Below are 25,085 nucleotides of genomic sequence, written 5' to 3' on the forward strand. Positions count from 1 at the left end.
CTATTCATACCTCAATGCTTCTGTTGGAGCAAGCTTGGATGCCTTATAAGCAGGATAGATTCCACCGATTATTCCAACGATAATTGTAATTCCAAATGCGAGAATGAAGGTCTTAGGAGAGTAACCCAATGCAAAATCTGTAACATCAAACAATCTAAGGCCAACTTCAGGTATCAATATTCCAAATATTGATCCGACTATTCCGGATAAGGTTGTCAGTACCAATGTTTCCCCTAGAATCATAGTTAAGATCTTTCTGGATTTCCAACCTACAGACTTTAAAACACCGATTTCCTTTGTCCTTTCATAAACTGCCATAACCATGGTGTTTATGATTCCAATAGCTCCCACAATAATTGCAAGAGCTGAAACTGCTAGGGTGGCAGTGTCCAATATTCCTAAAACATCATTAGCTATTGAAGAGATTTCCTCACTGGTCAAAGTTGTAAAGTTCTCATAATCCTCTTCAATCTTTTCGCTTATTGCAGAATCATTTACATCTTCGCCTGTTTTTACAAGAATACGTGAAACTCCATCCTTATCTGTTATATCCTGCAAAGTATCCAATGGAACATAAATTCCACTGTCTACAAATGGGCTTCCAGTCTCAAAGATTCCTGAAACATTAAATTCCTTGCCTTGTAGGGTAATGTCATCTCCAAGACTTACATTATTTAATTCAGCGTATTCCGCTCCAACAATAGCATCTCTAGAGCCATTTTCATACACTTTCCCATCAATGTTCTTAATCCCCATCATATAAAGCTTATCCGGTGCCAATCCTACAACAGTGGTTGCAAAACTGCTTCTGGAATCTGAACTGCCAGATTTCAGCCGATCCATATTCATTTCAGTAACCGTTAAAGAACCTGCAGCATCTATGACCCCAGTCCTATTTTTCATCTCGTCTACTATTTCACTATCGATCATGCCTGTGTTTGTGCTGATAGAACTGGAATTACTGACTGTTATCTCAGCACCAACATCATTTAGTGAAGATTGAACTGAGTCCTCCATTCCAGTAGTGATAAGACCCAACGCCACAATAGTGGTAATCCCTATAGCAATGCCAATAATGGACAATGCACTACGGGTCTTATTCCTAAATGGATTTTTTAAAATTAAATTAATGAATCTTATAATAACATCCCCTTTTTATCTACTTATTATTTAACTCCTTTTAGATATTAAACTTATCTAAAATTTTATAAAAAATTAATCATATTAAGTTTAAAACTATGAAAACAGTTTTTAAATGATTTAAGTTTATTAAATAAATGGATAAAAAAGAAAAATCAAAACAAAGAAGAATAATGAAAAAGAAAAAAAGAAAGAAAGAAAAAATACCATGTTTTATTTATCTACATCTTGGAAATATTGTATTTCAATTACTGATGATTTTGGCACAATTTTAAAACCTTGTACTCTAGTTTGTATTTCAAAAGTCTGATCAGTTTCGACTATACTAATACAATCTTTTACTTGTATACAAGGGTACACATGTTTACAACCACGAGCTTTGAAATATTCAAATGTTTTTCCATTTCCCCCATTAGGGATATTCCTTATAATGGCTTGAGGCACTTCTCCAGATCTAAACCAACTATTTTGAGCGGATATTATAAATTCACAATCTGCTGCTTTTTCCTGATTACTTCTACCAAATAATGCCATACTTATTCTCCTTAAAAAGTAGTTCCTTGTTAATTATGTTTATTAAAGTTCGTTTAAAAAAAAACCATGAAAAACTTAATTATCGAAAATCTTATTTTTTAAATTATATGAAATAATAAAAATTTTAAGTTTTGTTTAATTTTTTATGCTTTGTTTAAAAAAAAACTTATTTAACATAAAAAATAAAAAAAAGTGTGGATGATTAATCCACAACAGAAACAACACCATATGCTGCAGTAGTACTTTCTTCTTTAGCTACGTTACCATCTTTAATAATTTGAACAGTCAAGTCTCCATTATCTCCCCCTTGTTTTTGGATAGTTGCACTAACCATATCCCAAGAATCACCATCTAAGTCTATAGTTTGACTACCTGAACCATCAATAGATTTTGAACTACCACCTACAAGAACGGAACCAGACCAGGACCCATCAGTAGTTATTTTTAGTTGTAATGCAGGAGTATCTTCAACAGTTCCTGATGAAGAAGTATCAGAACTTGTATTTTTATCAGTTGATCCAAAACCTCCAACAACCGCAAAGATTATTAACAAAACACAACAAACTCCAACAACAGATAAAATTTTTTTACCTGTGCTCCATTCTTTAAATGTGTCTAAAAAACTCATTTTATTAAACCTCACAAATTTAAATATATAAAAAATTTTATTGCCTTGACAATAATGCCTAAACCTAAACCCCCTAACAAACCTGTAATTAACCTTAAATTATTATTACTTTCTCTTAACTCTAAAAGTTGTGTAGTTCCATCTATAGCTGAAGGGACTAATAAAATAACTGCAAAAGTTAATAAGTAAATATCATAGTTAATAAAATAAAAGTAAGCATATATGAAATAGGAAATTAAACTAATATAAAATCCAGTACATCGCGCACATACTGGAAATTGATGTCCTTTAAAAAAAAAGCTTCTTTCAGGTTTTCTATGACAAATAAGTTTAGTATAATCCATTATTATCAAAAATAGATTTGTCGATATATATATAGATTGTGATTTGAATTTGGGTGCGAAAAATAGTCTAAAAGTAAAAAAAGTATAAAATATTAAAAAATTTAAAAAAGAAAAATTAAAATAAAAAAGAGAAATAAAATTATGATTGGACTATAAAGAAGCAAATACCTTATCAAGTGCTTCCACTAGTGCATCAATTTCCTCTTCCTTAACCACTAAAGGAGGTGCAAACCTTAATACGTTTCCTGCTGTACAGTTGATCAAGAATCCTTCTTCAAGCATTTTGCCAACTATATCTGCTCCTTCAAAGTTAAGTTCCAAACCTACCAAAAGACCAGAGCCTCTTGCATCGGTAATGAACTCATATTTCTCTTTCAATTCAGCTAATTTTTTAAGGAAGTATTCTCCCATTTCCTTACTGTGCTCAACAAGGTTTTCCTCTTCAAAGACATCAAAAACAGCATTTGCTGCCGCACCTGCAAGAGGACTTCCTGCAAAGGTTGTACCATGGTCACCAGGTACAAAACCGCCAGCTACATCCTCTTTTGCCAAGAATGCAGCCATTGGGAATCCTCCACCAATACCTTTAGCTACAGTCATGATATCTGCATCTATGCCGAATAATTCATGAGCGAATAAAGCACCGCATCTTCCGAAACCGGATTGAACTTCATCTACAATGATTAAAACTCCTTTTTCCTTACATAAGTCATTCAATCCTTTGTAGAACTCTTCGCTTGCAACATGAACTCCACCTTCACCTTGAACAGGCTCAATAATAATAGCTGCAGTGTTTTCAGTGATAGCTTCCTTTACACTGTCCAAATTGCCGAATTCAACTTTCTTGAATCCTCTTGGCAAGTTTTCTGTGTAAGGTGCACTGTATTCTGGATGGTCTGTTACAGATAAGGTCAAAAAGGTTCTTCCGTGGAATGAGTCTCCGCAGAACAATACCTCATGCTTGCCGCTGTATTTGATTGCAAGCTTAAGTGCTCCCTCATTAGCTTCAGCACCAGAGTTTGCAAAGAAAATTCTATCAAAATTGGTTGCATCCACCAATCTTTTAGCATAAATGGTAGCAGGTTCATTATAGTAAATGCTTGAAATGTGAATTAGCTTTTCAGCCTGATCTTGAATAGCTTTCACAAGCTTAGGATGATTGTGACCTAAACAGTTTACAGCGATTCCTGCTAAAAAGTCCAAATACTCGTTACCGTCAATATCCCAAACCTTAACCCCTTCTCCATGGTCAAGTACAATTGGGACTCTGTTGAATGTATTAATGAAATATTTATCTTCAATATCAATGATTTCTTGTGTATTCATGAAAATTCCTCTCATTCTTAATTTTTTAAATGAATAGATAATTGTAAGTCAAATAATCGTTAATAAGATTAAAATCAAAAATTTTTGCCTATTAAAGATTTAACACAATTATATTTATAGTTTATTATATAAAAGAATAAGTAATGAAAAGATATATGGAATTAGAAATGTAGTGATAAGAAATAGGATAAATTCCATAATATATCACATATTTATATTTGGATTGATTATATGGCACAGATAATACTAGGCAAAACTGGACTAAAGATAGAAAAGAATGGTTTTGGAGCTCTCCCTATTCAAAGGGCTTCATTTGATGAAACCAAAGAAATCGTTCAAAAGGCTTATGCAAATGGAATTAACTTTTATGATACTGCAAGAGCATACACCGATAGTGAAGAAAAGCTAAACTATGCTTTTGAAGGATTCAATGAAAAATACCCAAGGGAAAGCATTATAATAGCTACAAAAACCCAAGGGGAAAACAGAAAGGATATTGAAAAGGACATTAAAGTAAGCCTTGACAATCTTGGCACTGATTACATTGACCTTTATCAAATCCACAATCCATCATTCTGTCCTACTGAAGGTGATGGAAGCGGAGCATATGATGCCTTATTCGATCTCTATGATGAAGGAATCATAAGACATATCGGTTTTACCTCCCATAAAGCGGAAATTGCTAAAGAAGCTATTGAAAGCGGATTATACGAAACCATCCAATTCCCATTCTCTTACCTTACAGGTCCAAAGGAACTTGCTATTGTTGAAATGGCAAGAGCAAATAATGTGGGATTCATTGCAATGAAAGCAATGAGTGGAGGATTGATTGGGAGCTCTAAAGCAGCTTACGCTTACATAAATAGCTTTGATAATGTGGTTCCTATCTGGGGAGTTCAAAGAATGTCTGAACTTGATGAGTTCCTATCCTATATGAAAGATGAACCAACTCTTGATAACGAATTGGAGGAAATCATCAAAAAGGAAAGAGAGGAATTGCAAGGAGATTTCTGCAGAGGCTGCGGATACTGCATGCCTTGTCCGGAAGGAATTGAAATATTCCAATGTGCAAGAATGTCCTTATGGATTAGAAGATTCCCATCAGCTCCAAGTCTCACTCCAGAGTCTCAAGAAAAGATGAAGAAAATTGAAGAGTGCACTGAATGCAGGCAATGCGTAAGCAGATGCCCATACGAATTGGACATCCCGGAACTCTTGAAGAAAAACTATGAAGACTACAAAAAGATATTATCTGGCGAGATAAAAGTAGATTAATTTTAATTTAAAATAGTTTAAATATTAAGTAAAATAAATTATAAATAGTATTTTTTAAAAGATGTTTTAAAAATATGTTTTAAACAAAATAAAAAAAAAAAACTATCATTAAACAATTGAAACGTGATTATAATGAAAAAAGCAATTATTGAAACTGAAAAAGGAGACATCGTATTGGAATTATTCCCTAATGAAGCTCCTGGAACTGTAGCAAACTTTGAAAAATTAGCAAACAGTGGATTTTATGACGGACTAACTTTCCACAGAGTAATCCCTAACTTTGTTATTCAAGGTGGTTGCCCTATCGGTAACGGTACCGGCGGTCCTGGATACACTATCAAATGTGAAACTGAAGGAAACCCACACAAACATGGAACTGGAGCATTATCCATGGCTCACGCAGGTAAAGACACTGGTGGAAGCCAATTCTTCATTACCCACAGTCCACAACCTCACTTAGATGGGGTTCACACCGTATTCGGACAAGTTATCGAAGGTATGGATGTTGTAAATTCCATTCGTGCTGGGGATAAAATGTTAAAAGTGACCGTACAAGGTTAGATTAAAAATTAAAGCAGTTTTTAACTGCTACTTATTCTTTTTTTTTAAGATTTTTTCATGCATTATTTAAATAAAAACTTTTTTTAAAAACATTACAATACTATAAAAATGAAAAAATAGAAGAGAAAAAATGAAAAAAAAGAAGATAAAAATTAAATAAAAATTAAAAAATTAATAAGAAATCAAAATCAATAGCCATACTCTTCATCGGCTAAATCCAAATCATCAGGATTTCTAATCATATATCCGCATTCATGACATTTGTATGTATTGTAGTTGATCTCTTCAATAGCTTCAGAACCACATCTTGGACATCTTGCCATTAATCACCCTCCTTTAATGAATGATTATTTTATATGCTTTGCAGTTTATAAAACTTTCTAAAAAATTTCAGCTCGAAGAAAAAATTTATTTATAAAAACAATTATATATTATTAAAATTAATACAAAATTAAATAAAAATAATAAAGGTGAAAATATGGAATATGAAATACGTGGAGGAGCTTTCCCTATTGTAATATGCACATTGCATGAAGGGGAAACCATTAAAAATGAAACGGGGGCAATGTCCTTTATGACCTCTGGAATGAAAATGGAAACCAATACTGGAGGAGGCCTTTTAAAAGGACTTGGAAGAGCATTGTCTGGAGATAGCTTATTCCTAAACTTCTTTACTGCAGAGAACGGCACCCAGCAAATAGGGTTCTCAACACGCAGCCCAGGAAAAATCATACCTTTTAAATTGGATGGTACCAATACCATAATCGGTCAGAAAAATGCATTCTTGGCTGCAGAAGACTCTGTTGAAATTGAGATATACTTTAAAAACAAACTTGGAACCGGAATATTCGGTGGTGAAGGATTTATCCTTCAAAAGTTCTCTGGAGAAGGATTAGTATTCTTGGAAATTGATGGTGAAGTAATTGAACATGACCTCCAAGAAGGAGAAACCTTACTTTTAGATCCGGGACATCTCGCTGCAATGGAAGAAACTGTTGGATATGAGATTGAAAGAGTCAAAGGTGCTAAAAACATATTATTCGGTGAAGGACTCTTCTTCGCTAAAATACAAGGCCCAGGAAAAGTTTGGATTCAAACCATGCCTATCAGCAAATTAGCTGAAGCAATCATCCCATTCATTCCAACAAGCACTGGATAATAATGATAATGTAATAAAAAATTTTAAAAAGTTTATTATTTAATAAACTTTTTTTCTTTTTTAATATTTGAACCATCCAAAAATCAATATTAACTTCATTCCCTTTTTTTAATTTTTCTAAACAATTTATCTCATTATTTCTCGTCTTTTTTTAAAAAATTTTTAAACAACATTAAATGATATAAACTCATATTAATAATTATGTTATTTGAAAAGGAAAACACCGAAGAAAAAATCATAACCGCTACTTTTAATATTGTGCAAAGAGAAGGTGTTCAAAAAGCAACCACTAAGAAAATAGCTGCTGAAGCGGGAGTGAATGAGGTAACTATCTTTAGGAAATTTGAAAATAAAAAAAATCTCATAGAGGCTACTAAAGATTACTATATGACAAAGCTTCTTTCCAGACTGGAAGAAACCTTCGATTATGATGAGGATGAGAGCATCGAAGATTATCTTAAACACTGTTTTCATGGAATTCTAGATTTTTCACAAGAGGACATTAGCATTATCAGAGTTGCTATGCAAGAAATTAAAGGAGAAACAGATAAAAAACTTTTAATTTCCCACATCACTGATACAATTATCAATAAAATGGAAGAATTCTTTAAATTGCAATTGGAAAAAGTCGTTATAAAAAATGTTAACTCCAAAGCAATATCCGTAATGTGCTTTAGCATAATATTCCAATCCACTATTTTATGGCAGATATACGGAAACAATGCAGATATTGATTCAGACATTTTCGCTGATGACTATCTCGATATCATCTTTAATGGAATAAAACCTTAATTAAAGACTAAATTACTACTTATTAATCAAATAACGACTATTTATCGTTGTTTTTAGCATTTTAACATGCAAGTAAGCACTTACATTCGAAAATCTTTATATAATAAGGTTTTTAAATATAGTAGTGTGAACTATAATCACACTATATCCAAAAAAAGAATTCATATATTAGACCTTTAAAAATTCGTAAAAAATTAAAAAATTTGTTTAATTTTTTTATCAACCTTAATTACTGTAAGAAGTGTTTCTGCATCTATGATGTGGATCACTACAGTAATTCTATTTATAAAATACTTTTTTTCAATATAAAATTTCCTAAAAATAATAATTTATTTCTATTTTTTCAAGATCAATTAGTTAAAAAATATACTGCTAATAAAATTAAGAGCAAAGCTATATTCAGAACTGTGAATACTATCAAATATCTGATTTTAAAATCATTGAACTCTCTAGCAAGTATCTTATAGGAAATAAGATTAGCCATTGACGCAATGAGAGTGCCTAATCCCCCGATATTGATTCCAACAATAATGGATTCATAATTTGAACTGAAGCCACTGAGCAATATTGCAGCAGGAACATTTGAAATGACTTGTGATGAAATAATACCAAATATGACCTCATTACCTATAATCCATTGCTTAAATAGGGAATTGAAGAAAGGAATGCTTTGCAGATTTCCTATCAAAACAAATAATGCTATAAAAGTTAAAAGCAAGTAATAATCCACACCTAAAAACACTCTTTTCAAGAATCCTTCCCACTCAATTTCAATCTTTCCAAACCTCGGTAAACTGACCTCATCACTTGGAATAAAGAATGACAATATAATCAAGAATATCACTGATACGATTATATAAGGCAGAAGCAGAAGGAAAAATGATTGAAATGGAATACGGGACACAGTATACATTACAATATTGTGTGGAGCACCGATAGGAAGAACCATGCATCCTACATTAGCTGAAATTGTCTCTAAGCTAACTGCAAATATTATTAAATCAAGTCTTTCCACTTTTTTTAAGGCCAATAATGTAAATGGAACAAATATAATCAATGAAACATCATTTGTAATGAAAATGGAACTGAAGAAGCAAGTGAAAACCAAGAACAAAACAAGTCCACGAGTGTTTTTAACTTTATCCAATAGCTTACGAACAAATATCTCAAATACAGACAGATTCTTTAAGATCTCCACTATAAGCATTATTGCAAAAAGAAGAATGATTGTTTCCCAATTGATGTAATTCAAATAATCCCTATTTGGTAAAACAAAAAAGCATGAAACAATAGCCAATATCAAAGAAATGGAGAAGATTGTTTCCTTTTTAAAAAAGTTTAAAAATCCATCTTTCAAATTATTCATAATATTATTTTAGTGAATATATTTAATAAAGTTTTAAAAAAAGTAAAGAAAGTTTAAAGAAATGCTAAAAACCAAAAAATGTTTGAAAAAATAAATAAAAAAGAAATACAGTAAATGAAAAAAAGAAAAAAGGGAATATAATTAAAATAATTATATTCTCTCTAAGTTGGTCTATCTGTATTGAACTTATCTTTGGATCTTACACCAACCAATGAAGCAAATACGGCGAGGATACAAGCAACTGCACAGATTCCACAAATGATTTGAGATGCTTGAATGACCATTCCAGCATATTTGGTTGCAAGAGGCAAGGTGCCCATGACCCAAGCAAAGACAAGAGTAAGAAGACCTAAACTCATTGTTTGACCAATAGTTCTCATGGTTGCTTGAGATGCAGAAGCTGTTGGAGCATCCTTTGGTGGAACTGAACTCATGATTGCATTCATGTTTGGACTTGAGAATAATCCCATACCTATACCTTGAAGAACCATAGCTAAAATAACCAAGTAGATTGGAGTGTCTCCATTCAAGAATGTTAAAATCAATAGCGCTACAGTTGCAATTCCCATACCAATAGCTGCCAACTTTTGAGGATGTATCCTATCAGATAGTTTTCCTGAATTAGGAGCCATGATTGCCATGATAATAGGTGTGATAATCAAGATCATACCTGCCATCTGAGCATCCCATCCCCTTACATACTGGAAGTGGTAATTCAATATTGTTGTAACTACCATAACCGCAATGTAACTGCATAAAGCAGCAATATTTGAGGAAGTGAACTTCTTGTTTTTAAACAAGTTCATGTTGAATACAGGAGACTTCTGCCTAAGCTCATAAGCTCCAAACGCAACCAATATAATAAGTCCAAGAACAGTCAAGATAAGACCTGTGCTAGTTGTTAAAGTTGTAAATCCATAAATGAACAATAATATTCCTATTCCATACAAAATAGAACCTATTGTATCGATTTTATCGTTTTCATAGGTTTTCCACTCGTCTGTAATTTTCCAAATCATAAGTGCAATACAAAGCACTAGGAATGGAATTACAAAGTAAAACATACTTCTCCAACCAAGATTATGTACTAAGAATCCGCAAATTACAGGAGACAATGAAGTTGCCAAGTAAACACCAGTTACTGTAAATCCTAAAGCCTTACCTCTGTTTTGAGGTTTAACAGCTTGAACCACCATTGCCATAGCGGACACATTCAAGAATGCTACACCTGCACCTTGAAGCATACGGAAAATCAAGAATGATTCTGTTGAAAATGAAAGCACAGCACCTATTGAAGCGAATAGGTATAATAATACTCCGCCAAGCAAAGACTTCTTAACACCAAACTTACCTGATATCTGTCCTGCAGGAACTGTAAATACAGCAACCACTAGGAAGAATATGGTAGGTACCCAATTCTGAATAACGTTATTCATTGCAAATTCCTGTGCAATAGCTGGAACACCTATAATGATTCCATTGGATAAGAATACCGCAAAGAATGAAGTAATGAATGACACCGCTATTACCACAGTTTCTAAATCAAATTTCATAACAATCCCTCTTTTTATAAAAATTCATAAATTTAAATTGAAATATTTCTAAATCAAATTTTATTTTTCACCTTTAAAACATCATAATTATAATAAAGTAAATTTAACTTGCATTTGTATTGAATTCATCTTTAGATCTTATTCCTACAAGTGAAGCGAATATTGCAACTATACAAATTATTGTACATATTATACAAACTATTTGAGAAGCCTGAACAACCATGCCTGCATATTGTGAGGAGAGTTTTAAGCTTCCCATAATCCAAGCGAACACAAGGGTAAGAAGACCTAAACTCATTGTTTGACCAATAGTCCTCATTGCAGATTGTGCCGCAGAAGCATTTGGAGTCTCCTTTGGAGGCACTGAACTCATGATTGCATTTGTATTTGGAGTTGTGAACAATCCCATACCAATACCCTGCAAAATCATAGCAATGACAATGAGCCAAATTGGAGTGTTTGCATCCAGGAATACTAAAATCAAAAGTGCTAATGTTGCAATTGACATTCCAATAGCTGCCAACTTTTGAGGATGGATCCTATCAGAGAGTCTTCCGGAATTAGGCGCCATAATCGCCATAATGATTGGGGTTACTATTAAAATAAGCCCTGACAATTGGGCATTCCATCCCCTTACATATTGGAAATGATAATTCAATATGGTAGTTAGTGCAGCCACTGCAAGATAACTGCATAAAGCAGCAATATTAGATGAAGTGAACTTCATGTTTTTAAATAATCTCATATTGAAAGCCGGAGTGTTGACTCTTGTTTCATAATATGCAAATACTATTAGGAGAACAAAACCTATTGCTACACAAAGCTTGCCTAAAGTGGTCATTAGGCTTGTAAATCCATAAATGAACAATAAGATACCTATCCCATAAATAATATAACCTAATGTGTCTATCTTATCGTTTTCATAGGTTTTCCAATCCCCGGGAATTTTTAAAAGCATAAGTGCGATACAAACTACAAAGAATGGAATTGTAAAGTAAAACATGGATCTCCATCCTAAGTTATAAACCAAAAATCCACAGATTACAGGAGAAAGGGAACCTGCCAAATAAACACCAGTTACAGTTAATCCAAGGGCCTTCCCCCTATTTTGAGGTTTGATAGCTTGCACAACCATTGCCATAGATGCTACATTTGAAAATGCCCCACCTATACCTTGAATTACTCTGAAAAATAAGAATGACTCTGAAGAAAATGATAAGCATGCTCCTATTGAACCGAAGAGGAAAATCAATACACCTATCACCAATGATCTTTTTACACCAAACTTACCTGACAATTGTCCTGCAGGAAGTGTGAAAACCGCTACAACAAGCAATGCGATTGTAATAATCCAGTTTTGAACAACATTGTTCATTCCGAACTCATTTGCAATTGATGGAACACCAATAACTATACCAGCAGCTAAAAACACTGCAAAGAATGATGTGAGAAATGAAACCAACACTACTGATTTTTCCGCATCAAATTTCATACTATCACTCAGAACCTAAACTCATAAATCTTCAACCAATTTCATATTATTAAGAGCTATTTCCTTAATCCTTTCAATAAGCTCTTGATCATCTTCTGTTATCCCCACTTCCTTCTCCCAATCCTTAGAGATTTGTCTAAACTTAGGAACGAATTCATCACCTTTAGAAGTGGTTTTCAACATGTATTTCCGCCTATTTTCTGGATTAACCTCTCTTTCAATATAACCGTCTTCTTCTAATTTTTTTAAGGATTTGGCAATGTTTCCTTTGCTTTGGCCAGACATATTTGCCAAATCATCTTGTGAAATGCAAGGATTGTCATAAATCATCATGATATACCTTACTTCATGACCTAAATCAAATTCATCAATCTTTGACTTAAGATATTTAAAATGATTTTTAGATAAATTATGAATCCATGCAATTAAAGGAGAATTATCCCAAAGACCTTGATTTTCTTCACCTTTCATAATTTCACCTACTTTGAAAATTAAAAAATTATCATTTTCAAAATTATATTGTCTTTTATATGATATAAATGTTTCATTTGAAACAGTTAAAAATGAAACAATTAAAATTGGAGAAAAATATGATCCAAATTAAAAAAAAGTAAAAAAAGGGCAATAGTAAAATTTTAAATTATAAGAATTAAATAAGAATATATAGAGAATTTTGGAGAATAATAATGAAACTAGTCATTCAAAGAGTAACAAATGCCAGTGTAGAAGTTGAAGGAGAAATCACCGGCCAAATTGAAGAAGGATTAATGGTTTTAGTCGGCTTTGGTCAGACAGACACTGAAAAAGAAGTTGAATATTTGGCAAGAAAACTCTGCAAACTCAGAATATTCCCGGATGATGAAGGTAGAATGAATAAATCGGTTCAAGACATAGGGGGAAAACTATTACTTGTTCCACAATTTACATTATATGGAAAAACCAAAAAGAACAGACCTTCATTCCATAAGGCATTGGCTCCAGATAAAGCCACTGAATTATTTGACTATTTTGTTGAAAAATGCAGCGAAGATGTTCCATGTGAAACAGGAGTCTTTGGTGCATTCATGAAAGTAAGTCTATTGAATAATGGTCCAGTAACTATCTTGCTTGAAAAAGAGTTTGAAGAATGAAAAATAATAAATAATAAATTAACTAGATTAGAATATTCTAATTATAAAAATATAATAGGCCTTCTAGGCCTTAAATCTAAAAATCAAATAATTTTATTATATTTCAAAAGTGTTCTCATCATCAATAATGATTTGGAAACGGACCCTTTTTTAATCTTTCCGTGAGGGCTAATCACTTCACAGGTTACAGCAGGAATTCCTTTCAAATTGACTTCATCCTCTAAAGCGCCAGGATACTCTGAACCTGCCTTTTTATAAATTTTGTATTTCACTTTTGCATTTTTTGCAATGTATTTAGCGATTGTTGCACTTTTTTTAGTTGGCTTATAGGATCCGAAAACAAGATTCTTACCTGGCTTTCCACCTGGCCTTGTAGCATGAAAATCACCATAAGCATCACATTTGAACTTCTTAATCAATCGGACTGTCTTATAGGATATGGTTCCCTTCTTATTAGCCTTTTTATTCAAGTGAACTCCCTTGTAATCCCTGACATTTGCTGCAGTCCCCTTTGGATTCATGAATGGCATTACATAAACTGTTCCTTTAATGTAATGAGTCTCCAAATACTTGATCAATTTCATTGCAGCAACCTGAGAGGGTATCTCATTACCATGACATCCTGCAGTGATGAAAACAACCTTGCCATTTCCTCCTTTGAACTTGATTACAGGAGTCCCCGATTTTGCAAGTTTAATAATCTTTCTTACAAGAGCAGAGTTTGGAACATTTGCCTTAATCCTTTTATTCTTTAAGACATTAGCTCCTGATTTCCATTTGTAATTGGTTATTTTATAGTAATTCTTTACAGTGCAGTAATTTTTTCCGGAAATGCCACTTGCGTTATATTTGATAGCATATTTTCCAGCATTTAAATTAAGATAAACATAAGCTATTCCACTGGCATTCGTGTAGCGATTATAGGTTTTTCCAGAAACCTTAAAAGTCACTAATGTGTGATTAATAGCTTTACCCTCATTATTAAGGACTTTTACAGAGAATTTGGCTTTTTTTCCATAAGTTGAACTAATATTTTTAGTGGATGAAAACTTAGAAGGAACTTTTGAAGAATCAATGCTTGCATTGTTGCTAGCATTCTCTTTGGAATTGCCAGTAACATCCAAAGAACTATCTGAATTAGCACTATCACTAGAGATATCAGAAGTTTCAATTGATTGCCCTTCATCAATGACTTCAATATTTGCATTGGAATCATCAGAACCTATATCTTCAGCACTAACTGAAGATACCAATAAAAATAAGCTAATTCCAAATAATGCCAATGCTAAAAATCCTTTATTCATGTAAAAACCCTTAATCCATAAAAATATAATCATAAAAAATTATTTCTTGATTTTTTCCATTAAGCCTGACTTACGAGCATAATGGAATAAGTAAAGTTGAGCATAACCTGCATAATCTCCAAAGTGATCTATTCCAAAATCTCTTGTCTTTTCTGCAGAAATTTCCTCTCCATCAAAGTATAAGTGAGACACGATCCTTTTAATCCAAACATCAGATGGAAAAGCCTCTTCAAAACCAAAACCATATAATAATATGCAATCTGCCACTTTAGGCCCTACACCAGGCATCTTTAAAATCAAATCAAATGCCTCTTCATAATCCATATTATAAATATCACTCAATTCCATCTCATCAAGAATCATTTGACTTGCCTTTTTCATATAAGGTGCCCTATAGCCAACACCACATGACTTCAGATTATGGGTATAGCAGTCTATTTCATAGCTATGCCCCTCTTCATCAGCTTCTTCAATTGGAGTATCATAAAAGTCCAAGAACTGATTTGGACTTGGGAATCCATAAAAAATTCCACAATCAAACTCCACCTTTTCTCCCCAATTATGCTTTATCTTATCGATTGACTTTGTCCAGCGTGCAATGGAATTGTTCGCAGAACATATTGAAGAGATAATGCATTCAAATGGGTCTTTTGCAATGAATAATCTCAAGCCATTGCAAAAATCTACAGAAGGAGCCAATTTCTCATCATCCAATAGGAATTCATAGAACTTTTCCAAGTCAAAGTCCAGATTATAAATTTTGGTCAATTCCTTTTTGATTTCATTTTCAATGGTTTTGATTTCATTATTGGATAAGTTTTTTTCATCAAGAATTTGAGAAAATTGATGATTTTCCCATTTTTTAGGAAACTCATATAGATAAGAAAATTCATTAAAATTAGATTTGTCTTGTGATAGCTTTAAAAGAATTGGAAGGTTATTTAAATTAATAGTTTCATCATTAAGTTCATTAATAATTGAAGGAACTTTTAAGTAAATTAATTCATTAAACTCATCCATATTTCCAACTGAATTATGTCTCCATGGAGCCTGTGAAGTTTGACCCGATCCTTGGGTCAACTTAAGATTGATTAATGAATTGAATTTAAGATTTAGCATAAGATCACTATTTTTAAAATAGGTCTATTGAACTAAAAAGTTTCCCTGATTGGAACACCTTTTTCTTTCAAGAACTTTTTAACTACTGGAACTGGATACTCGTCAAAGTGAAAAATGCTTGCTGCAAGAGCGGCACTTGCATCAGCTACCTCAAAAGCTTCCAATATATGCTGTGGATTACCTACACCCCCAGATGCGATGACTGGAATGTCCACATTATCATTAATGGCTTTTGTTAGGACAAGATCATAACCGTCCTTTGTTCCATCTCCATCCATAGATGTAAGAAGAACTTCTCCAGCACCCCTATCTTGACATTCTTGAGCCCAAGCAATTGCATCCATGCCAGTGAATTCCCTTCCTCCGTAGATACTGCAATCAAACCATACTTCACCTTTATCCGTATCTACAATGGTCTTGCCTTTAGCAGCTTCCTTGTCATCTTCAACATATCTTTTTTTAGCATCAATTCCTATTACAACCGCTTGAGAACCTACAACCTTGGAGGCATCTGTCAATAGCTGAGGATTGTGAATCGCAGCAGTGTTTGTAGAGCATTTGTCTGCACCTGCCTTAAGCATGCGAGTGTAATCCTCCACCTTTCTTATTCCCCCCCCTACACAAATTGGAATGAATACATTTTCAGTCAATCTTTCTATAACATCCACCATGGTTCCTCTGCGTTCATGGGAAGCTGTGATGTCCAATATAACAATCTCATCTGCTCCATCTTCATAATATTTGGTAGCAAGTTCCACTGGATTTCCAGCATAACGGATCTGTTTGAATTCAACTCCCTTCACCACTCTACCTTCTGGAACCTGCAGGTCACAATCTAAACAAGGAATAATTCTTTTAGTAAGCATGATAATCACAAAATGTTAAAAATTCTAATTAAATTATATTTTATAATAAATTCATTAAATTAAATATTATATAAATTATAAAAATTATATCTAACTCTATTTATATTTTATATAATTAATATTTTTAACTAAAAATAAAAATTTATTGCTCATTAAAACTAAAATTTTAAAAAAGATAATAAATAAATTAATATAATAGACAAATTATTGATACTAATATAACATTAATATCAAAAAACTTCTTTTGGGCCTATAGTCTAGTCAGGATTATGACGTGGGACTTCGGATCCCAAGGTCGGGGGTTCAAATCCCCCTAGGTCCGTTTTAAAAAAATAGCTATTTTTAAAAAGTATTGGGAGAAAATGAAATAATCAAATAAAAAAATAAAAAAATAAATAATAGAATAATAAAATTAATTATTCGATTGATTCTAAAATCAGTTTTCCTTCATTAAACAATACAATATCTAATCCTTTTTCTATACATGCCTCTAAAATGTCTTCCAATTTTTCATATTTGGCAAGTACAGTTGCATCATAATGAGTACTGTCTATTTTTATTAGTTGATAACCTAATACTTCCATCATATCACCCCAAATTTCTTTATAATTTTAATAGTATTGGTTTTATATAAATGTTCTCTTTCTATTTTCAACAATTATTGCTCTTCATTCAGTAATTTCTTTATCTCTCTCCAGTTTGGACAGAAATTATCCATAAGTGCCTTGAATCTTGAGCCATGATTGAATTCAATCAAATGGCACAGCTCATGAATCAAAACATATTCTGTGCAGATTGGAGGTTTTTTAGCCAATTTTAGATTTAAGGTAACTCTCTTATCCTTTCTGCAGTTTCCCCAATTCTTCATATTTCTGATTTTAACTTCCTTAGGTTCCTTTCCAACAAAATAAGTGCACTTTTCAAGGAAATAGTCAAGATTTCTGTTCATTTCATCCCTGTAAAGTTCAAATAAAATCTTTTCTCTCTGTTTTATATTGGATCTTTTAGGAACTGGAAGATAAATAATGGACTTCTCACTGTCATAAAAAGCTTTCTTTGCGTCCTCATTGCCGATTAACTGAAGAGTGTATGGCTCTCCCCAAATATAGTGAGTTTCCCCGTCCTTATATTTTACCTTAGGCTTTGGTGGGTTTTCAAGCATCCTTGACCTTGTATCCCTAATCCAATCTATTCTTGATAAGACAAATTCATTGATTGCATCATCAGATAATCTCATTGGAGAAGAAACCTTAACAGTGCCGTCTGGCTTGATTCGAAGGTATAGATTCTTAATATTCTTTCTCTCTAAAATTATAGAAATTCCTTCAATTTCAATTTCTTCTCTTTTCACTGCCATATTACCACTCATTAATGAGAAAAAAGTTTTGGTTCCGGTTTTGCAGGCCAAAGGCCTGGAAAAGCGGAGTTAAATAATACGATCATCATTGATTACAATAGCTTCCTTAAAGAAATCTGGAATCAATGATTTGTACAACGGACTTTTAAGGAGCATTTGAATATCAGAATCAAGAATATAAGTTACACATGAATCATCATCCGCTCTCATTCCTCTACCATAAGTCTGCACTAAAGTCATTGCAGTCTTATATGCATACCATCTTTGGTCCTTTTTCATTCTCATATTGATTTGCTTATCACCAAGATATGGGAACGGAATCTTATAGATTATCTGGAATCTGCATTTGTCATAAGGCAAGTCAACACCTTCACTCATGGATGGACTGACAAGAACCAATGGGTTTTCATCCTCTTCAAAGAATTTCAATACCCTTTCCCTATTGTTTGTTCCATGGGCAATCAATCTGTTGTTGTATAGGTTATTGATGATATACTGTTGGCACTTATAGCTGTGAGTATGAATCAAACCCTTTTCTCCTTCATGCCTTTTCAATATTTTCTGCATTATTTCAATGGATTTTGGAGCGGATTGCTTTACCCTATTCTTAGACATCTTTCCAGCTAAATTCAATTCAATTGGCCTTTTTTCAACAGAGAATGGGCTGTCAACTTGAATATGATAGACGTCACGAGGATCGAGGCCTAACCATTTTGAAAACATTTTATGTGATAGGATTGTTGCACTTAAGAAGATTACAACATCCCCATGCTTGAATAGATAATCTTCAGCGTAATGATTAACCCTAAGTGGCTTGAATGATACTCCATTCTCATCTGCATCAATCACCCAATTTCCAGGTTCCTTTTCAAGATTGGTTTTAAGAGCCTTTAACTTCCCTATAGTGGAGTTGATTCTATCTGCCTTGTTGGTAGGCAAATCCTTTAATTCAATATCAGAATAATGGCCTTGTATCGCTTCAATTTCCATTATCCATTCGCCTTTTTCAGCACTTTTTAGGGTTTGAGGACTAATGACTTTCTTGATGTCCTTTTCAAGCTGGCGATTATATAAATTAATCTCCATTGTTCTCATTAATTTATCTTCAATGTTATGTGCCTCATCAAGAATCAATAGGCTTCTCTTTCCAAAGTGCTTTACATAATTCAATTCCAATATGGCATAATCATAATTCATCAAGGTAATTGGAGAATTGATAGCATTTGCCTTTTGCTGCCAGTATTTGCAGTGATCATTTGTTTGGAAGAACACATCACTTCCAAAGGAATCTTGAAAAGCCAAGTCTCCAGTTAAGGTTGGATTTTTGCTTATTCCATAAGGACAGAAGAACTTAGCAGACTTTGGTGCTGTTTTACAAGCTCCCATATCACAGGTAACTTCAAATCCATCCTTTAAACAGTCAAAATTGCCTCTTCCCTTTACAAGGGGGAAATCAAACTCATCTGCATATTGATTTTGAAGCTGCTTTGTCATTGTCAAAATATATGCAGATTCATACATACGAGCCAATGTGGAAGCAATAGCTGACTTTCCTGTACCTGTACCTGCTTCCAATATAATGTATTTGTATCCTTTTGAAATGGCCTCTTCAATATCTGCAATAATCTCTAACTGGCCTTCCCTTGGCTGTTCAAATGGGAAATTCTCGATTATCTGTTCTGGAATTTCAGGATACTCCTCTTTTAATCTATCAATGACCTCTTGAGGAAGGTCATGTTCTGCAATATCATAAACCTCTGCAAGAGGAACGTCAGGTTCTTCGCTAACTGTTATAGGTTTTCGATTTTCATATTGATAAAGCCCTTTAGCACCTTTAGATTTATTATTGATTGAAGAAGAGCTTTTAGAATTATTAGGATTACTGAAATAATTGCCTTTATTCTTCTTTTCCTTTTTCACATAAGGCTTTTTAGTCCTATCTGCAACGTATTTTCCACATACGCAATTTTTCTTTAGCATCCCACAATTGGGACAAAATAATGAGTCTGACATTACAATTATATTAGAAATAAGTTATATAAAAAGGTTTTAGAAAGAGCAATTGAAAGGTAATATTTATTATAAAAAATTGATTTTAAGTTCTTAAATCGATTTTCAATGAAATATTTTAATCAAATCGAGAAATGATAAACATAATAGAAAAATCAGTGCAAATAGAAAAAAATAAAATGTGAAAATAGAATTGAAAAAATAAAAATCAAGGATAAAAAATAAAAATAGAATAAAATAATAAAAAAGAAAAATTAATTAAAAAGAATAATTAATTAAAAAATTAATTATTTAGTAAGCGAAAGCCTCTCCATCTGGGGATTCCACTAAGAATTTACAGCAGTCATCACCCATGGTAAAACATTTAACTTCGGTTACGTCAACATCCTTTTTAAGATAGTTTGCAAATAAAGCTTCAAAAATACCAGCATCTAAGTAACAGGTTGGTTTTCCTTTTTTAGGAAGCAAACTGCATTCGAAGCATTCATAAGCAGTAATATTGATGATGTCTCCTAATTCAATTTCGAGTTTGCCTAAACCGTTGTCGTCCCAGAATTGGATGATATTGTCACAGAACTTGTTGATGTCCTCTTCGTAAAGCTTTTCATACATTGCTGATCCTATATTCTTACCTGATTGGTTCAATACAGGGTTTATATTGATTCCCTCTTGAATTAAGTTAGACCTTAAGGTGTGGAACAATAGGAAAGAGAACTTGAAGTTGTCTACATCCATGATGTTTTTAACAAGGAATTCAGCTTGCCTTTCTTCCAATTCCTTTTCATCCCCAGATTGAACTTCACCTAAGAATTTGGAATTGATGAAGAAGATTTTCTTTCTGTGGTCGTTTGCATCAAATCTGTAGCTTACGATTCCATCTTCTCTTAATGATTTCAAATGAACGGAAATGGTAGATTTGGATTTGCCGGTGTTTTTAACGATTTCATCAAATTCCATATCTGTATCTTTCAACATTGAAAGAATTGTTAATTTCACTGGACTTTTAACTACATTTACACCAAGCTCACCAGGAGCCTTTGCAAAAATTTGAATTGCCTTTGGTTGAATAGTTTTTTCTTCATTTTCCATAATAAACCCTCAAAAAACTAAAATTTTCAAATGAATATTTCTATAAAAAAATTTTATAAGAAAATTAAACATGATTAATTCAAATATTCCCATAAAAAAAATTTTATAAGAAAATTAAACACAATTAAACAAATTAATTGTTTGATAAATATAGTATGAACTTTCTACCATATATACTTGTTCTTATGTTTACAAAATGTTTTATTATTTCAGATTTCAGTACGAACAGTTTAAAAAAATAATAGTTACTTTCAGTGAAAAATACGAACATTCGTTAAAATATATCTAAAATAAAGAATAAATACAAACAGTTTTAAAAAATGGAAATAATTAAGAGAATTTGAATATTTTTCAAGATTTGAAAAAACTGAATGGCTCCTCAGCATCCTGAGATAAAGCGCATAATTTCTTTATAATCTCAAATTCTCCTAATAAATGATTTTTTAAGTAAGCACAATAGTTCAATTAAATAGAAAAATTATTTGAAAAATATATAATAATTTGGATAATAATTGAATATTTTCCAATTTTTTTAGAAATGTTTATATAAAGTTAATATAAACTTATATATAACCGAAACTTTGGAGGCAATTAAATATGAAAATCAAATATTCATATATCGTGCTGATATTGCTTGTCTGCATGCTTGCAATCTCAGCAGTCAGCGCTGCAGGGGATGAGGAACTTGATGATGCAAGCAAAATCCTCAGCACTAATGACAACAATGAAGCAATTTTAGATGAAAGCATCAGCGATGATGTTTCAACAATCACGGATAATGAAGAGCTTAATTCAGTGAATGATGATGGGGCTCTTCAATACAGCAATGAAAAGACAGAAGTATCTGAAACAGGCCAGGGATCATTTACCGACTTGAACAAGCTGATAAATGATGATTTTGCAGAAAATTCCACAATTTATCTAAGCGGTAATTACACATACGACCCTGATTCAGAAAGCGATTCAGAATTCAAAACCGGAATAGACATAGACCGCAAGCTGACAATCGAGGGTAATGGAATCACAATCAACGGAGCCGACACTGCACGCATCTTCAGGGTTAACTACCCAGGAGTCACAATCAGAAACATCACATTTGAAAATGGAAAATGCGGATTCTTCCAACAGGGTGGAGCAGTCCATTTAAGAGCAGGATACTGCACCATATCAGACTGCACATTCATAATGAACAATGGATACAATGGAGGAGCCATAGGCGTTGAAACATGGGACACCGTCATTGCAAATTGTACTTTCCTAGGCAACACCGCAAACCAGGGAGGGGCCATTTACATGAACGCTGTCTCCAATATCACCATTACAAACTGCAGCTTTGTTGACAACAGCGGCGATGCGATTTATGCCCAGCAGGTAGAATTCAAAGCAAACAACAATATTTTCTTCAACAATAGAATCACTCTAGACTTCTGCCAGGGATATAATCTTGACTGCAACTGGTTTGGAAACACTGCCGGAGACTATGAAGAGTGCATGCAGAATGACGCTGAAAGCTGGCTCTTTTTAAATGCAAGCGCAGATCCTGAGACCCTTCCAATTTCAGGCTCATCAAACATTGCATTCAAGCTCTGCCTCTACAATTCATCTTCAGGAGACACTTACGATTACGACAACGGCCTTCTGCCATTGGTCAAGCTAAGAATAAACTCCGAGAAGGGAACTGTTGACAAAAACAACGCAGGCTTGGATGAAGCAATCAAATTCACAGCTTCAGAAATGGGAACAGGCAGCGTGACAGCATCTCTGGAAGAACTTCTTGAATACACAATCGAGCTTAGCATTGAAAAAGGCAAATCTGAAATCAAGATTGATGTGGATGATGCATATTATGTCAAAGATGACATAATAATCAAACTGACTCCTGTCAATTCAAAAGGAGCAATCAGCGTGACCATCAACGGCAAGGAATATCCTGTAAAAGACAATCAAGTCAAGATCACCGGAGGACTTGGCGTAGGCACTTACGAAATAAAAGCTGTCCTGGATGGGGATGATAACTTTAACGGCTCAAGCAGCTCCGCTTCATTCAAGGTAAATAAATTAGGCTCCAAGATAACAGCAAAGGCAAAATCCTTCAAGTATGAGGACAAGACCAAGAAATACACAATAACCCTCAAAAACAGCAAGGGAAAGGTCCTCAAAAACACAAATGTCACTTTAAAGGTCAACGGCAAAACCTACACCGCTAAAACAAACAGCAAAGGTGTGGCAACATTCAAGCTAACAAAATTGACCAAAAAAGGAAAATATACAGCAGTTATCAGCTATGCAGGAGACAAAAACTACAAAAAGGCAAGCAAGAAAGCCAAAATAACAGTCAAAAAGCCTGTATGGAAAACAGTGGCAAAAGGCAGCAAGGACAAGGCAACTGTTAAAAAGATACAAAGAGCCTTAAAGAATAACGGATACTACCTAAGCTACAAGGGCCGCTACTTGAAAGTAGATGGAATTTTCCATAAATACACTGAAATGGCTGTGAAACAATTCCAAAAAGCAAAAGGCCTTAAAGTAACTGGAAAAGTAGGCTACACTACTGCAAAAAAATTAAAAATAGTTTCATAAAAAAGAGTATCATACTCTTTTTTATCTTTTTTTATAATGAATTTTTAAAAATAAAAAGAACTTAAAAATTATTTTTTTATAATGAATTTTTTAAAAAAAAATAAAAAAGAACTTTAAAAATTAAAGTTCTAGTTTTTTAGCTTCTTCAACTAATTTTTGACCTAACTTGAAGCTGGTGTCATCGTCTTCACCATCAGGAACGTAGTAGATTTCCTGTTGGTCAAGAACCTCGAATCCGCATTCTGTTAATTCGTTTGCAATGAATTCGACAGCTCCACCTCTTCCTCCCATGGAACCAAAGGTTACAGCAGGTCTTTTAAATCCTGTTCTGTTGAAATGGAGACCTTTCAAGTAGTAGATGATGTCACCAATGCTTGGGAATGGGAAGTCGTTGATGGTTGGAATACCAAAAGCAACAGCTTTGCTGGTTAAGATGCTCTTTACGATTTCGCTTCTTCACTTCATGAGCCATCTTTTGGGTAGAGTAATGCATGGTATCATAAACGATAGTCACTTTATCTTCAGCTCTTTTGCCGGTTGCCCAGTCACTGTATGCTCCAATGATTTTCATTGGGTCGGTCCAGATTTGACCGTGGGAAGGAGCAATCATCTTGACCTGTTCCAAAAGGCCTAATTCAATGATTTCATCAAATTTGTTAAGGACCTTTTTACTGAGTGGAGTGATGAGGTTTCCGTAGAATTTTTGAGCAGCATCCATGAGAACATATTCAGGAATGTCGGTGTCAAATCTCTTTGCATAGCATAAGTGCTGGCCGAATGCATCGTTAGGGAATAAGATTCCATCTTCTGCAAGTAAGGTAAACATGCTGTCAGGCCAGTGAAGCAAGAAAGCATCCAAAAATGCTAATGTTTTTCCGCCTAAGTCAAGGGAGTCCCCAGTTCCTACGATATTGAAGTCTGCACCTTCTAATTTAGGATAGTGTCTAAGTAATCCGCCTTGAGCGATTTTACTGCAGTAAATTGGTGCATCGAATTTTTTCCATAAGTCATATAAGACACCACTGTGGTCTTTTTCTACGTGGTTTTGAACAATGTAGTCGACTTTCATAACTCTACCTTCTTGTTCAAATGCGTCTTCGATACGAGCCATCATTTCTTCAGTTTTTCCAGGATAAGCGTTATCTATAATAGCTACCTTTTCACCAAATACAATGTATGCATTGTAAGTGGTTCCATCTAAAGTGTATCCGTGATAAGATCTTAAGTCCCAGTCAAGTACACCAATCCAGTATACTCCGTCACCTATTTTTTGTGCTTTTGCTTTCATTTCAATTCCTCAAATTTTTAATTGAATAATTTTTATACATAACATTTTATGTATTACATTTTAGCATATTTTCCTAACAAAGTATTATTAGTTCGTAAATGCTTAAACATTTATTTATATGTTTTTCTATATATATAAAGTTTTGGTTTGATAAAATACGAACAAAGTTGTC

At 33.4% G+C, this 25,085-nt stretch carries 23 protein-coding genes, 1 tRNA gene and 1 pseudogene; 7 read left to right on the forward strand and 18 right to left on the reverse strand.

The features are described from left to right. From QZU90_RS05620 to QZU90_RS05640, 5 genes are all read right to left on the reverse strand, one after another. The gene (locus tag QZU90_RS05620) at positions 1–1,083 is read right to left on the reverse strand and encodes an ABC transporter permease (RefSeq protein WP_295608236.1); all 1,083 of its coding nucleotides are present in this window, start codon (positions 1,081–1,083) and stop codon (positions 1–3) included. A gap of 270 nt (positions 1,084–1,353) precedes the next feature. Beyond that, positions 1,354–1,674 (reverse strand): hypothetical protein, encoded by a 321-nt coding sequence (locus QZU90_RS05625; RefSeq protein WP_295608238.1) that lies wholly within the window; start codon positions 1,672–1,674, stop codon positions 1,354–1,356. Between the two features lie 202 nt (positions 1,675–1,876). Then, positions 1,877–2,302 (reverse strand): hypothetical protein, encoded by a 426-nt coding sequence (locus QZU90_RS05630; RefSeq protein ID WP_295608240.1) that lies wholly within the window; start codon positions 2,300–2,302, stop codon positions 1,877–1,879. Between the two features lie 11 nt (positions 2,303–2,313). After that, on the reverse strand, positions 2,314–2,646 hold the full coding sequence (locus QZU90_RS05635) for a DUF2085 domain-containing protein (protein WP_295608242.1): 333 nt from the start codon (positions 2,644–2,646) through the stop codon (positions 2,314–2,316). 150 nt (positions 2,647–2,796) lie between these two features. Further along, a complete protein-coding gene (locus tag QZU90_RS05640) occupies positions 2,797–3,972 on the reverse strand; it encodes an aspartate aminotransferase family protein (RefSeq protein WP_295608243.1) in 1,176 nt (391 codons plus the stop codon). 231 nt (positions 3,973–4,203) lie between these two features. On the opposite strand from QZU90_RS05640, the gene QZU90_RS05645 reads away from it, so the two are divergent. Both QZU90_RS05645 and QZU90_RS05650 read left to right on the forward strand, forming a co-directional pair. Further along, entirely contained in the window at positions 4,204–5,247 is a 1,044-nt protein-coding gene (locus QZU90_RS05645) for an aldo/keto reductase (protein ID WP_296856011.1), read from the forward strand. 132 nt (positions 5,248–5,379) lie between these two features. Continuing rightward, positions 5,380–5,808: a peptidylprolyl isomerase gene (locus QZU90_RS05650; protein WP_295608247.1), complete on the forward strand. Its 429-nt coding sequence runs from the start codon at positions 5,380–5,382 to the stop codon at positions 5,806–5,808. Positions 5,809–5,996: 188 nt separating this feature from the next. Here QZU90_RS05650 and QZU90_RS05655 read toward each other — a convergent pair whose 3' ends face one another. Then, positions 5,997–6,131, reverse strand: coding sequence for a hypothetical protein (locus tag QZU90_RS05655; RefSeq protein ID WP_295608249.1), 135 nt, complete (start codon positions 6,129–6,131; stop codon positions 5,997–5,999). Positions 6,132–6,286: 155 nt separating this feature from the next. On the opposite strand from QZU90_RS05655, the gene QZU90_RS05660 reads away from it, so the two are divergent. After that, on the forward strand, positions 6,287–6,967 hold the full coding sequence (locus tag QZU90_RS05660; RefSeq protein WP_295608251.1) for a TIGR00266 family protein: 681 nt from the start codon (positions 6,287–6,289) through the stop codon (positions 6,965–6,967). A 201-nt stretch (positions 6,968–7,168) separates the two neighbouring features. Continuing rightward, positions 7,169–7,759: a TetR/AcrR family transcriptional regulator gene (locus QZU90_RS05665; RefSeq protein ID WP_296856014.1), complete on the forward strand. Its 591-nt coding sequence runs from the start codon at positions 7,169–7,171 to the stop codon at positions 7,757–7,759. A 349-nt stretch (positions 7,760–8,108) separates the two neighbouring features. On the opposite strand, the gene QZU90_RS05670 is transcribed toward QZU90_RS05665, so the two are convergent. From QZU90_RS05670 to QZU90_RS05685, 4 genes are all read right to left on the reverse strand, one after another. Further along, on the reverse strand, positions 8,109–9,125 hold the full coding sequence (locus QZU90_RS05670) for an SLC13 family permease (RefSeq protein ID WP_296856016.1): 1,017 nt from the start codon (positions 9,123–9,125) through the stop codon (positions 8,109–8,111). Between the two features lie 161 nt (positions 9,126–9,286). After that, the gene (locus tag QZU90_RS05675; protein WP_296856018.1) at positions 9,287–10,678 is read right to left on the reverse strand and encodes an MFS transporter; all 1,392 of its coding nucleotides are present in this window, start codon (positions 10,676–10,678) and stop codon (positions 9,287–9,289) included. Positions 10,679–10,781: 103 nt separating this feature from the next. Then, positions 10,782–12,170: an MFS transporter gene (locus QZU90_RS05680; RefSeq protein WP_296856020.1), complete on the reverse strand. Its 1,389-nt coding sequence runs from the start codon at positions 12,168–12,170 to the stop codon at positions 10,782–10,784. Between the two features lie 21 nt (positions 12,171–12,191). After that, entirely contained in the window at positions 12,192–12,641 is a 450-nt protein-coding gene (locus tag QZU90_RS05685) for a MarR family winged helix-turn-helix transcriptional regulator (RefSeq protein WP_295608261.1), read from the reverse strand. A 215-nt stretch (positions 12,642–12,856) separates the two neighbouring features. On the opposite strand from QZU90_RS05685, the gene dtd reads away from it, so the two are divergent. Beyond that, positions 12,857–13,300 carry a D-aminoacyl-tRNA deacylase gene (gene dtd, locus QZU90_RS05690; RefSeq protein ID WP_295608263.1) on the forward strand — a complete coding sequence of 148 codons (444 nt, stop codon included), beginning with the start codon at positions 12,857–12,859 and terminating at the stop codon, positions 13,298–13,300. Between the two features lie 83 nt (positions 13,301–13,383). Here dtd and QZU90_RS05695 read toward each other — a convergent pair whose 3' ends face one another. From QZU90_RS05695 to hisF, 3 genes are read right to left on the reverse strand one after another with little or no spacing between them, the layout of a single operon-like run. Continuing rightward, entirely contained in the window at positions 13,384–14,604 is a 1,221-nt protein-coding gene (locus QZU90_RS05695) for a succinylglutamate desuccinylase/aspartoacylase family protein (protein WP_296856023.1), read from the reverse strand. Between the two features lie 39 nt (positions 14,605–14,643). Continuing rightward, the gene (locus QZU90_RS05700; RefSeq protein WP_296856025.1) at positions 14,644–15,723 is read right to left on the reverse strand and encodes a DNA glycosylase; all 1,080 of its coding nucleotides are present in this window, start codon (positions 15,721–15,723) and stop codon (positions 14,644–14,646) included. 32 nt (positions 15,724–15,755) lie between these two features. Next, entirely contained in the window at positions 15,756–16,589 is an 834-nt protein-coding gene (gene hisF, locus QZU90_RS05705; RefSeq protein WP_296856027.1) for an imidazole glycerol phosphate synthase subunit HisF, read from the reverse strand. Between the two features lie 246 nt (positions 16,590–16,835). Here hisF and QZU90_RS05710 point away from each other — a divergent pair. Then, a tRNA-Arg gene (locus tag QZU90_RS05710) sits at positions 16,836–16,911 on the forward strand. A 94-nt stretch (positions 16,912–17,005) separates the two neighbouring features. Here QZU90_RS05710 and QZU90_RS05715 read toward each other — a convergent pair. The 4 genes from QZU90_RS05715 to QZU90_RS05730 form a co-directional block, all read right to left on the reverse strand. After that, a complete protein-coding gene (locus tag QZU90_RS05715) occupies positions 17,006–17,173 on the reverse strand; it encodes a hypothetical protein (RefSeq protein WP_296856028.1) in 168 nt (55 codons plus the stop codon). A gap of 74 nt (positions 17,174–17,247) precedes the next feature. Further along, positions 17,248–17,946: a M48 family metallopeptidase gene (locus QZU90_RS05720; protein WP_296856030.1), complete on the reverse strand. Its 699-nt coding sequence runs from the start codon at positions 17,944–17,946 to the stop codon at positions 17,248–17,250. 69 nt (positions 17,947–18,015) lie between these two features. Beyond that, positions 18,016–19,959 (reverse strand): helicase C-terminal domain-containing protein, encoded by a 1,944-nt coding sequence (locus tag QZU90_RS05725; protein ID WP_296856032.1) that lies wholly within the window; start codon positions 19,957–19,959, stop codon positions 18,016–18,018. A 288-nt stretch (positions 19,960–20,247) separates the two neighbouring features. Next, a complete protein-coding gene (locus QZU90_RS05730) occupies positions 20,248–21,045 on the reverse strand; it encodes a V4R domain-containing protein (RefSeq protein ID WP_296856034.1) in 798 nt (265 codons plus the stop codon). Between the two features lie 597 nt (positions 21,046–21,642). Here QZU90_RS05730 and QZU90_RS05735 point away from each other — a divergent pair. Next, positions 21,643–23,625 carry an Ig-like domain repeat protein gene (locus QZU90_RS05735; RefSeq protein ID WP_296856036.1) on the forward strand — a complete coding sequence of 661 codons (1,983 nt, stop codon included), beginning with the start codon at positions 21,643–21,645 and terminating at the stop codon, positions 23,623–23,625. A gap of 120 nt (positions 23,626–23,745) precedes the next feature. Here QZU90_RS05735 and QZU90_RS05740 read toward each other — a convergent pair. Beyond that, positions 23,746–24,913, reverse strand: a pseudogene (locus QZU90_RS05740) (FprA family A-type flavoprotein). Positions 24,914–25,085 lie beyond the last annotated feature (172 nt).

It is taken from the genome of uncultured Methanobrevibacter sp. (assembly GCF_902784195.1).
Lineage (GTDB): Archaea > Methanobacteriota > Methanobacteria > Methanobacteriales > Methanobacteriaceae > Methanobrevibacter.